Annotated in this window: 12 protein-coding genes; 5 read left to right on the top strand and 7 right to left on the bottom strand. The window is 68.5% G+C overall.

Annotated elements, in window-relative coordinates; translation table 11 throughout:
• The first annotated feature begins 71 nt into the window (after positions 1-71).
• From GN331_RS08560 to GN331_RS08540, 5 genes are read left to right on the top strand one after another with little or no spacing between them, the layout of a single operon-like run.
• The gene (locus tag GN331_RS08560; protein WP_156641557.1) at positions 72-662 is read left to right on the top strand and encodes an RNA polymerase sigma factor; all 591 of its coding nucleotides are present in this window, start codon (positions 72-74) and stop codon (positions 660-662) included.
• Positions 659-1,642: a hypothetical protein gene (locus GN331_RS08555; RefSeq protein WP_156641556.1), complete on the top strand. Its 984-nt coding sequence runs from the start codon at positions 659-661 to the stop codon at positions 1,640-1,642. Before GN331_RS08560 ends, GN331_RS08555 begins: the two co-directional genes overlap by 4 nt.
• Positions 1,639-2,226 carry an IMPACT family protein gene (locus tag GN331_RS08550; RefSeq protein ID WP_156641555.1) on the top strand — a complete coding sequence of 196 codons (588 nt, stop codon included), beginning with the start codon at positions 1,639-1,641 and terminating at the stop codon, positions 2,224-2,226. The genes GN331_RS08555 and GN331_RS08550 overlap by 4 nt, the downstream gene beginning before the upstream one ends.
• Positions 2,226-4,001, top strand: coding sequence for an ABC transporter transmembrane domain-containing protein (locus tag GN331_RS08545; protein WP_156641554.1), 1,776 nt, complete (start codon positions 2,226-2,228; stop codon positions 3,999-4,001). The genes GN331_RS08550 and GN331_RS08545 overlap by 1 nt, the downstream gene beginning before the upstream one ends.
• 4 nt (positions 4,002-4,005) lie before the next feature.
• The gene (locus tag GN331_RS08540) at positions 4,006-4,584 is read left to right on the top strand and encodes an HD domain-containing protein (RefSeq protein WP_156641553.1); all 579 of its coding nucleotides are present in this window, start codon (positions 4,006-4,008) and stop codon (positions 4,582-4,584) included.
• On the opposite strand, the gene GN331_RS08535 is transcribed toward GN331_RS08540, so the two are convergent.
• From GN331_RS08535 to GN331_RS16550, 7 genes are all read right to left on the bottom strand, one after another.
• A complete protein-coding gene (locus tag GN331_RS08535) occupies positions 4,585-6,177 on the bottom strand; it encodes an acyl-CoA dehydrogenase family protein (RefSeq protein WP_331713423.1) in 1,593 nt (530 codons plus the stop codon).
• Positions 6,178-6,249: 72 nt separating this feature from the next.
• Positions 6,250-6,456 carry a cold-shock protein gene (locus GN331_RS08530; RefSeq protein WP_036169005.1) on the bottom strand — a complete coding sequence of 69 codons (207 nt, stop codon included), beginning with the start codon at positions 6,454-6,456 and terminating at the stop codon, positions 6,250-6,252.
• Between the two features lie 100 nt (positions 6,457-6,556).
• On the bottom strand, positions 6,557-7,318 hold the full coding sequence (locus GN331_RS08525; protein ID WP_156641551.1) for an S-methyl-5'-thioinosine phosphorylase: 762 nt from the start codon (positions 7,316-7,318) through the stop codon (positions 6,557-6,559).
• A gap of 17 nt (positions 7,319-7,335) precedes the next feature.
• Complete coding sequence (locus tag GN331_RS08520; RefSeq protein WP_156641550.1) at positions 7,336-7,887, bottom strand: hypoxanthine-guanine phosphoribosyltransferase; 552 nt, start codon at positions 7,885-7,887, stop codon at positions 7,336-7,338.
• Positions 7,884-8,882, bottom strand: a complete 999-nt coding sequence (gene nagZ, locus GN331_RS08515; RefSeq protein ID WP_156641549.1) for a beta-N-acetylhexosaminidase — start codon at positions 8,880-8,882, stop codon at positions 7,884-7,886. The genes GN331_RS08520 and nagZ overlap by 4 nt, the downstream gene beginning before the upstream one ends.
• Before the next feature lie 52 nt (positions 8,883-8,934).
• A complete protein-coding gene (gene rlmD, locus GN331_RS08510; RefSeq protein WP_156641548.1) occupies positions 8,935-10,269 on the bottom strand; it encodes a 23S rRNA (uracil(1939)-C(5))-methyltransferase RlmD in 1,335 nt (444 codons plus the stop codon).
• A 108-nt stretch (positions 10,270-10,377) separates the two neighbouring features.
• Positions 10,378-11,028, bottom strand: coding sequence for a YdbL family probable chaperone protein (locus tag GN331_RS16550; RefSeq protein ID WP_197427057.1), 651 nt, complete (start codon positions 11,026-11,028; stop codon positions 10,378-10,380).
• Between the last annotated feature and the right edge of the window lie 27 nt (positions 11,029-11,055).

Raw genomic sequence — 11,055 nt, 5'->3', positions numbered from 1 at the left:
TCACCGTGACCGCCGCCCTCGCCCACGACGGCCGCTTCCCCGCCCCGTCGCCAGCCCGTACGCTGCGCGCCATGGACGACGGGGTGCAGGCCAGCGACGAACAGCTGATGCTCGATTGGGTGTCCGGCGACGGCGCCGCGTTCGAGCAGCTGTACGGCCGCCATCGCACCCGCCTGTACCGCTATTTCCTCCGCCACTTGCGCGATCCGTCCCTGGCGGACGAGTTTTTCCAGGACGTCTGGCAGAAGGTGATCGCCGCCCGCGCCGGCTGGACGCCCGATGCGCCCTTCGGCACCTGGCTGTATCGCATCGCACACAACCGGTTGGGCGATCATTGGCGGGCCGCGAAGTACCGCCCGCCCGCGCCGGAGGATGCCGACGAGCGCGCGGCCCGCATTCCCGATCCCGACACGCCGGAGCGGCAGTTGTCGGAATTCGAACAACGCCGGCGCCTGCAGCTCGCCCTCGACGCGCTGCCGCCGGAACAACGCGAGGTGGTGCTGTTGCGCCTCGAACAGGAACTCACGCTGGAGGAGATCGGCACGATCACGGGCGTCGGGCGCGAAACGGTGAAGTCGCGATTGCGTTACGCGATGGACAAGTTGCGCGCCGGATTGGGCGGCGAGAAGCCGGGCACGGATCGGGAAGCGGAAGCGTCATGAACACGCGCGACGACAACGCACTGACCCCGGAAGAGCGCGCGCTCGCGCAGCGCCTTGCGAAGATCGGTCCGCAGGGCGGCGAGCCCTCGCCGTCGCTGGACGCGCGCATCCTCGCGATGGCGCACGCCGCGGCGTCGGCGCCTGTCGAGGACGTCGCGCCTGCGCGCGTGACCACGCTGCGCAAGCGCAAGCCGCAGACGTGGGTGACGACGGTCGGTTTCGCCGCGTCGCTCGCCATCGCATGCGGCATCGCGTGGAATCTGCGCGAGATGCCCGATGCGCCGCCGCCCGAGCCGGTCGCCGCGCAGGCGCCGGAAGAGGAAGCGGTCGAATATCAGCCGCCACCGCCGCCGTCGATGTCGGCGCGCGTGGTGCCGCGTCGCCCGTTGAACATGCCCGCGCCGCCGCCGGAACCAGTCGTCACGCAACCGCGTTCGACGTCGCGTGCGGCCGCGCGCGCGAAGGTCGAACCGAAACCGCAGCCCTTCGAAGCCGCGCCCATCGTGCTGGACGAGGCGGTGCATCCGGTCGCGCCGGGCGCCATCAATCCGATCGACGTGACCTCGGTCGAAAGTACGACGGTGTTCTCCGCCGAACAGCTCGCGAAGCTGCCCAAGGCGCGCACGATCACCGCGCCGCCGATGGCTGCGCCCGCCGCGGCACCCGCACCCGCAGCACCCACGCGAGACCAATTCCAGCGCGCCGCCGATGCTTCCCTCGAACGCCGTCGCCAGGCGAACGAAGCCGACGCCGCCGCGAAGGCCGCGCGCGCCGAAGAACCCGCCTTCGCCGAGTCCGACGAAGAAGTCGTTCCGCCCGCCACCGCCAACGATCCGGCCGTGCGCGACGCGTGGCTGCTGCGCATCCGCGAACTGGTGCGCGACGGAAAACTCGACCAGGCGCGCGAAAGCCTGCACGCCTTCCGCGCGCGCTACCCGGGCCAGCCCCTGCCCGAGGACCTGCGCGCGCTCGGCGAATGAGCGACACGCTCGCCGCGCCCGCCTCGCACGCCATCGAGGTCAAGCACAGTCGCTTCCTCGCGCAGGCCGCGCCGGTCGAATCGCCGGCCGATGCGCTCGCCTTCCTCGGCGAGATCGCGCGAACACCCGCGACGCACCACTGCTGGGCCTGGCGCATCGGCGGCGACTATCGATCCAGCGACGACGGCGAACCGGCGGGGACCGCGGGGCGGCCGATCCTCGCGGCGATCGACGGACAGGGCTTCGATCGCGTCATGGTCGTGGTCACGCGCTGGTACGGCGGGGTGAACCTCGGTGCCGGCGGCCTGGTGCGCGCCTACGGCGGGGCCGCGGCCGAATGCCTGCGCACCGCATCGCGCCTGCCGCTGGTGGATTGGCGCGAACTCGACATCCGCGCCGGCTTCGACGACACCGGCCCGGTGCACGCCGCGCTTGCGGCACACGGCGCGCAGCGCCTGTCCGAAGCCTTCGACGCCGACGGCCTGCACCTGCGCGTGCGCCTGCCGGCCGATCGCGTGGACGCGCTGGCCGTCCAATTGCGCGACGCCACGCGCAACCGCGCGCGCATCGGGGACAATGGCTGATGGCAGACGCATCGGCAGACATCGAGAAAACCGCGCAGGCGAAGGGCAAGGTCGTCAGCCTGCGCGGCCTGTGGCCCTTCGTGCAGCGCCAGCGCGGGTTGTTCCTCGCGTGGTTGCTGGCCTTGTGCGCCTCGTCCGCGGCGACACTCGCCTTGCCCGTCGCCGTGCGCGGGATGATCGACGACGGCTTCCGCAGCGCGAGCAACATCGACGCGACCTTCGCGTGGCTGTTCGCGGTGACCGCCGCGCTCGCACTCGCGACGGCGGCGCGCTTCTACTTCGTCTCGCTGCTGGGCGAACGCGTGGTCGCCGACCTGCGGCAACGCCTGTACAGCCATCTGCTCGGGCTGGATCCGGCGTTCTTCGAAGCCACGCGCAGCGGCGAACTGGTTTCGCGTTTGTCCGCCGATACCGAATTGCTGCGCAGTCTCGTGGGCTCCAGCATTTCCGTTGCGCTGCGCAGCTTCCTGATGGTGCTGGGCAGCATTGCGATGATGTTCGTCACCAGCCCGCGGCTGGCGACCTACACGATGATCGGCATCCCGCTGTTCGTCGCGCCCATCGTGATCGGCAGCCGGCGCCTGCAGAAGATGTCGCGCCAGAGCCAGGACCGCGTGGCCGATGCGAATGCGCTCGCCAGCGAAGTGCTCGGCAACGTGCGCACGGTGCAATCGCATGCGCGCGAACCGTATGAGCGCGGGCGCTTCTTCGACGCCGTCGCGCGCGCCGTCGCCACCGCGCGCCGCCGCATCGGGATGCAGGCGATCGTCACGGCGGTCGCGATCACCGCGTTCTTCGGCGCGATCATCATCGTGCTGTGGTCGGGCGCGCACGATGTCGTGTCGGGGCGCATGAGCGCGGGCACGCTGGGGCAGTTCGTGCTGTACGCGATGCTGGGCGGCGGTTCGGTCGGTGCGCTGGCCGAAGTCTGGAACGACGTGCAGCGCGCGGCCGGTGGCATGGGCCGCATCAACGATCTGCTGATGGAACGCGCGCTGCTGGTCGCGCCCGCGAATCCGACGCCGATGCCGCTGCCCCTGCGCGGCGACATTCGTTTGAACGATGTCGTCTTCCACTATCCCTCGCGTGCGGATGCGCCTGCGCTCGAAGGCTTCTCGCTGCACGTGCGCCCCGGCGAAACGGTCGCGCTCGTCGGTCCTTCCGGCGCGGGCAAGAGCACGGTGTTCGCGCTGCTGCTGCGCTTCCACGATCCGCAGCGCGGCAGCATCGCGATCGACGACATCGACCTTCGCCAACTCGACCCCGCGCGCCTGCGCGAATCGATCGCCCTGGTCCCGCAGGCGCCGACGATCTTCGCGACGACCGCCCGCGACAACATCCGCTACGGCCGTCTGGAAGCCACCGACGCCGATGTCGAGCAGGCCGCACGTTCGGCCGAGGCGCACGACTTCATCGACGCCCTGCCCCAGAAGTACGCAAGCGAACTCGGCGAACGCGGGGCGCGCCTGTCCGGCGGGCAGCAGCAACGCATCGCCATCGCGCGCGCGCTTCTCAAGGACGCGCCCGTGCTGTTGCTCGACGAAGCGACCTCCGCGCTCGATGCGCAGAGCGAACGCGCCGTGCAGCACGCGCTGGAAAACCTCATGCAGGGTCGCACGACGCTGGTGATCGCGCATCGCCTGGCCACCGTGCTGAAAGCCGACCGCATCGTCGTGATGGACCACGGCCGCATCGTGGCCGAGGGCACGCACGCCGAACTGCTCGCGCAAGGCGGGCTCTACGCGGATCTCGCGCGACTGCAATTCCTGGATTGACCGCATGCAGCACGTCGTCGACTTCATCCTCGAACTCGATCGCCTCAAGGGCGTCACGCGCAAGTCCCGGCCCATCGGGCTCGATCGTTACGAGAACTCGGCCGAACACAGCTGGCAGATCGCGATGCTCGCCGGTGCGATGGCGGAGTTCGCCGATCCGGGCGTCGACGTGCATCGCGTGATGCAGATGCTGTTGGTGCACGACATCGGCGAGATCGACACGGGCGACACCATCGTCTACGACGACACCGGCCTGGCCGAACGCAAGGCTGCCGAACGCGTGGCGGTCGAGCGCATCTTCGGGATGCTGCCGAACGCGCACGGCGCGCGTTTCCTCGCGTTGTGGGAAGAGTTCGAAGACGGCGAAACGCCCGAGGCGCGTTTCGCGCATGCGGCCGATCGCGCGATGCCGGTGTTGCTGAATCTCGCCAACGGCGGTGGCAGCTGGGTCGAGAACGGGATCAGCTACGAGCGCGTGATCCGCAAGGTCGGTCCGCCGATCGAAGCCGGTTGCCCGGCACTGTGGACGTGGTTGGCGCCGCAACTGGAAGACGCGCGCGAGCGTGGGTTCTTCGGCGGCTGATCAGAGCGCGCGCGACAGGATCGATTCGAACGCGGCGTCGTCGACGGGCAACGTCCCGAACGCGAGGCCGTGCTTGGCATCGAGGCGGCTTTCGCAGAACAAAGGCGCGATGGCTGCGTTCGTACGCAACAGGATCGAGGCCTGCAGCGCGAGCGCCATATGTTCGACCAGCAGCCGCGCACTGGCTTCTTCGGGCGCGCGCAGCATCGTGCGCAGGCGCGCGATGGCCGCATCGAGCGCGGGATGCAGGCCTTCGCCGAGTTCGGCGAAGAACGCTTCTCCGGTTTCGGGTTCGCGATGCAGCGCGCGCAACACGTCGAGGCACTGGATGTTGCCGCTGCCTTCCCAGATCGAATTGAGCGGCGCCTGCCGATACAGGCGCGGCAGCAGCGATTCCTCGACGTAGCCGTTGCCGCCGAGGCACTCCTGCGCTTCGTTGACGAAGGCCGGCGCGCGCTTGCAGATCCAGTACTTGCCGATCGCCGTGGCGATGCGCGCGAACGCGGCTTCGCGCGGATCGCCTTCGGCGGCATCCACCGCGCGCGCGACGCGCATCGACAGCGCGAGCGCGGCTTCGGATTCGATCGCCAGGTCCGCGAGGACGTTGCGCATCAACGGTTGGTCGGCGAGCAGTTTCCCGAACGCCATGCGATGCCGCGCGTGGTGCAAGGCCTGCGCGAGCGCCATGCGCATTTCCGCCGCCGAACCCAGCATGCAGTCCAGGCGCGTGAGCATCACCATGTCGAGGATCGTGGCGATGCCCCGCCCTTCGTCGCCGACGCGTGTTGCGCGCGCGCTCTGGAATTCGACTTCCGACGAGGCGTTGGACCAGTCGCCGAGCTTGTCCTTCAAACGCATGAGGGTGAAGGCGTTCTTCGACCCGTCCGCGAGGCGGCGCGGCAGCAGGAAGCACGTCAAACCCCCCGGCGCCTGCGCGAGCACGAGGAAGCCGTCGGACATCGGCGCGGAGAAGAACCACTTGTGGCCGGTGAGCGCGTATTCGTCGCCTTCGAGCGCTTGCGCGTGCGTGGTGTTCGCGCGCACGTCGGAGCCGCCCTGCTTCTCCGTCATGCCCATGCCCAGCGTGACGCCGTGCTTGTCGGCGATCGGCACGTCGCGCGGATCGTAGTGCGGCGCGGCCGCCTTCTGCGCCCATTCGGCCAGCGCCGGTGCGCGACGCAGCGCGGGCAGCGCCGCATGCGTCATCGTCAGCGGGCAGCTCGTGCCGGGCTCGACCTGATGGTGCAGATAACTCAGCGCCGCGCGCGCGACGTGCGCGCCGGGCACCGGTTCGCGCCACGAAAGGCCGGCGACGCCGTGCTCGATCGCCGCCTGCATGAGCGCGTGGTAGTTCGGATGGAAGTCGACGCGGTCGATGCGCGTGCCGAAGCGATCGTGCGTGCGCAGGCGCGGGCGATCGCGGTGCGCGTCGAAGGACAATGCGTACAGCGTGTCGCCGGCAAGGCGTGCATACGTGGAGATACGATCGGCGAAACCCTCTGCGCCTTCGCGCGCAACGGCCTCGCGCAGCACGATGTCGTCGCGCCAAAGATCACGCGGGGCGAATTCCGGCGGTTGGTTGTCGGAGGTCACCGAACGACGATACCCCAATAAAAAAGCCCCGCTATGCGCGGGGCTTTCCGAGCGACGCAATGCGCTCGAGACTCAGGCGACGGGCACCACGCCGGCGGCCTGGGCACCCTTCGGGCCCTGGACGACGTCGTAGCTCACACGCTGCCCTTCCTGGAGGCTGCGGAAGCCCTTGCTGTTGATCGCCGAGTAATGCACGAACACATCGGCGCTGCCGTCTTCCGGGGCAATGAACCCGAAACCCTTTGCGTCGTTGAACCACTTCACGGTGCCGTACTGCATAACCTGTCTGACCTCGTCTGGATGCGGTTGCGTGCGCTGGTGCGGGGGCCTCCGCGCACGGCGCGAGTATGCATGAGTGTGAACGGATGGCAACAGCCGTTCAGCCCGTCAAACCGCCCAACAGCGCCCTCAACAGGGGGGGAATGCCACTGGAAGCGGTTTCAACGTTGGCCAGCACTTCGGCCATCGTGATCTCTGCTGCATCGCCGCATCCGGCGGCCCAGTTCGCGACGATGCCCAGGCACGCGTACTCCAGACCGAGCTCGCGCGCGAGGCCGGCTTCCGGCATGCCGGTCATGCCGACGAGGTCGCAGCCATCGCGGCGCAAGCGGGCGATCTCGGCTTTCGTTTCCAGGCGCGGGCCCTGGGTCGCGCCATAGCAGCCGCCGGCGACCAGGGCGACGCCGGCACGCTGCGCTGCATCAAGGATGTGTGCGCGCAGCGCCGTCGTGTAGGGATCGCCGAAGTCGACGTGCAACACGTCGGTACCCGGCTCCTCGGACAGCGTCGAGATACGGCCCCAGGTGTAGTCGATCAGCTGGTCCGGGCACGCGAGCACCGTCGGGCCGTAACGCTCGGTGATCCCGCCGACCGTGTTGAGCGCGAGCACGCGCGTCGCGCCGACCATCTGCAACGCAACCAGGTTGGCGCGGTAGTTGATCTTGTGCGGCGGCACGCCGTGTTCTTCGCCGTGGCGCGCGAGGAAGGCGATGCGCTTGCCGCCGATGCGACCCACGCGCACCGGCCCCGAGGGGAATCCGTATCGCGTTTCGGGCAGGTGGCTTTCGACGTCTTCCAGTTCGGCGATCCGGTACACACCGGTGCCGCCGATGACGGCGAGCGCGAGGTCGGCGTGGTGCATGCTCCCTCCAGCGATGCTCATTCGAGCGCGTAAATGGCCGGCAGGTTGCGGCCCTGTTCGTGGTAGTCCATGCCGTAGCCGTAGACGTAACGATCCGGCACGACCAGGCCCGAGTAATCGGCCGTCAAACCCGGCACGCAACGGTTGTGCGCCTTCACCGCGAGCGCGGCGATGCGCACGTCGAGGGCGCCTTCGCTGCGGCACCAGGCGCGCACTTCCGACAGCGTGTGGCCTTCATCGACGATGTCGTCGACCAGCAACACGCGACGGCCACGCAACGGCGTCGCGGGGCGATGCTTCCAGTGCAGGCTGCCGCCGGACTGCGCGCCGCGATAGCGCGTGGCATGCAGGTAGTCGAATTCGAGATCCAGCCCGCGCGCACCGAGTTCCAGCGCAAGCTGCGCCGCGAACGGCAACCCGCCGTGCATCACCGTCAGATACACCGGCACGCTGCCCGCGAAGTCGTTGCGGATGCGCACGGACATGCGGGCGATCGACTCTTCGATCGCCTGCCGATCGTGGACGACCACCGAATGCTTCAGCGCTTGCGCCAGCGTGCCCTCGTTCATGCGAGGTCGCCGCCGAAGCGCGCGTGCGCATCGGTGTAGCGCGCGTCAGCCAGCAGGCCTTCCCACGCGAGCGGGCCGCGGCCGATCAGACCGGCGAGCGCCATCGTGTTGAGCTTGCGGCCTTCGACGGCGGCGAGCGATTCGGTCACCAGTTCCGGATGGCACACGAGCACGACATCGCAACCGGCATCCAGGTGCGCATCGATGCGCGACTTCACACCGCCGGCGGAGAACGCCGCGGCCATGCCGATGTCGTCGGAGAACACCACGCCCTTGAAGCCCATCTGCTTGCGCAGGATGTCCTCGATCCACAGCTTCGAATAGCCCGCCGGTTCCGGCGCGACCTTCGGATACACCACGTGCGCCATCATCACCGCATCGGCACCGGCGTCGATGCCGGCGATGAAGGGGATCAGGTCCAGCGCGCCGATTTCATCCAGCGTGCGGTTGTCGACGGCATCGTCGAAGTGCGTGTCTTCCAGCACCGAGCCATGCCCCGGGAAATGCTTGAGCGTGGCGGCCATGTCCGCGGCGTGCATGCCTTCGACATAGGCGCGCGTGAACTCGGCGACGATCTGCGGATCGGCGGAGAACGCGCGATCGCCGATGGCGCGATTGCCGCGGCCGAGATCGACGACCGGTGCGAAGCTCAGGTCCACGCCGCTGGCGCGCACTTCGCTCGCCATCACCCATGCATGTTCCTTCGCCAGTTCGATCGCGCGGTCGGGTTGGCTGCCGTAGAGCTTGCCGAACTGTTCGAGCGAGGGCAGCGCGCTGTAACCGTCGCGGAAGCGCTGCACGCGGCCGCCTTCCTGGTCGACGCAGATCAACTGCGGGCGCGGCGCGGCTTCGCGGATGGCCTGCGACAACTCGGCGACCTGCGCGCGCGAAGCGAAGTTGCGGGTGAACAGGATCACGCCGGCGCAGGCGTCGTGCTGCAGCCAGTCGCGTTCCTGCGCGGTGAGTTCGGTGCCGGCGACGCCGATCACGAGCATCTGGGGGACTCCTTGAAGATTCGGTCGATGATAGTGCTGTTTTAAAGCCGGATCAGCGCGGTTCGAACATCGCGATGCTTTCCACGTGCGCCGTGTGCGGGAACATGTCCATCACGCCGGCCGCCTGCAGCTTCCAGCCGCGCTCGTTCACCAGGTAGCCGGCGTCGCGCGCCAGCGAGCCCGGATGGCAGCTCACGTAGACGATGCGCTTGAGGCCGTCGAGGGAAAGTTGTTTCAGTACGACATCGGCGCCGGAGCGCGGCGGGTCGAGCAACAGCCGGTCGAAGCCCGCGCGCATCCAAGCGTGCGAGGCCAGGTCCTGCGCGAGGTCGGCGGCGTGGAAGTCCACGTTCGCCAGCTGGTTGTGCGTTGCGTTCTCGCGCGCGCGACGGATGAGGCCGGCATCGCCTTCCACGCCCACCACTTCGCCCGCGGTGCGCGCCAGCGGCAGCGTGAAATTGCCGAGCCCGCAGAACAGGTCGAGCACGCGATCGCCCGGCTGCACGTCGAGCAGCGAAAGCGCGCTGGCGATCATGTGCTGGTTCAGGCCCGCGTTGACCTGGATAAAGTCGAGCGGTCGGAATTGCAGTTCGATGTCCCAGGCCGGCAGCGTGAAGGACAGCTTCGGCTGGTGCGGCCACAACGCATGCACCGAATCGATGCCGCCGGGCTGCAGGAAGATCGCGAAATCGTGCGCCTTCGCGAAATCTTCGAGTGCCTGCGTGTCGCGCGGCGACAACGGCTGCAGATGTCGGAACACGAGGGCGATGGTGTCGTCGCCCGCGATGAATTCGATCTGCGGAATGTCGCGACGACCGTCCATGCCATCGACGAGCGCGGAGAGCGCGGCGATCTTCATGCCGATCTGCGGGATCACCGTGTGGCATTCGCGCAGGTCGGCGACGAAGCGCGGATCCTGTTCGCGGAACCCCACGAGCGTCTTGTCTTTCTTCTCCACGCGGCGCACGGAGAAGCGGCCCTTGCGACGGTAGCCCCACGCGGCATCGACCAGCGGCGGCAGCACGGATTCGGGCGTGACGTGGCCGATGCGTTCGAGGTTGTCGAGCAGCACGCGTTGCTTGACGTGGATCTGCTTGGCTTCGTCGAGGTGCTGCAACGCGCAGCCGCCGCAGACACCGAAGTGCGGGCAGCGCGCGGGCACGCGATCGGGCGAGGCGACAAGGACGTCGAGGGTTTTCGCTTCATCGAAGCTGCGGTGCCGCGCGGTCTGCTGCGCGATCACGGTCTCGCCGGGCAGGGCCCCTGCGACGAAGATCGCCTTGCCTGCGCCGGGGACCTTCGGATCGGGCCGGCGGGCGACGCCGCGGCCGTCGTGGCTGACGTCGGTGATCTGGATTTCGAACGGGGTTTGGTCGAGGCGGGCCAAGTTGGGGACTGCGGGGGACTGGGCCGCAGATTATCGCCCGACTATCGAAGTGCTACTAAGCAACCCCTCCCCGGCCCTCCCCTGCCTGCGCAGGGGAGGGAGAGGAACTTACTTCTGCTTCCAGCTGCCGCCGGCGTCCTGGTACCACCAGCCGCCGCGGGCGCTGTCGACCCACTGCTTGGCGAAGACGCTGCGGATGTTCTTTTCCCAGTCGGCGTGGCCGTTGGCGACCGCGATTTCCTTGTAGACCGCTTCGCGGTCGCGGTTGTCGTCGGCCACGGCCTTCTGCATGCCCACGCGATCCTTCAGCTCGAGCGAACCCGGATCGCGCAACACGACCAGGCCGTCCTTGCTGAAGCCCAGCGCGCCCAGGTCGAAGCCCTTGCGCAGCGTGGAATCGAAGCGCGAGGCCATGCGCGACTGGATCGCCTGGATCGCCGGCGTCTTGATCGTGATGTCGGGCTGCGCCTGCGCGTAAGCGCTGCCGATGCCAATCAGGCTCAGCGGATCGATGCGCTGCAGCAGGCTGGCCATGCCGCCGCCGTTCGGGGTCTTCTGTTCGGGCTTGGCGTCCTCGGGCTTCGCGCCGTTGGGCAGCTCGTCGCCGATGACCTTTTCGACGAATTCCTTCGCCGCTTCCTTCGCTTCCGCCGCGGGGAAATAGACGTTGATGGTGACGCAGGCGCTGAGCAGCGCCATGGCGGCGAAACTCGCTGCGGTCGGCGCAAACTTTCTGCGGGCATTGCGCGTGGCGGACATTCGGAAACTCCTTGGAGCGGCAGGGTC

Source organism: Noviluteimonas gilva, assembly GCF_009740395.1.
GTDB lineage: Bacteria > Pseudomonadota > Gammaproteobacteria > Xanthomonadales > Xanthomonadaceae > Noviluteimonas > Noviluteimonas gilva.
This window is presented reverse-complemented; position numbering and strand designations above follow the sequence as displayed.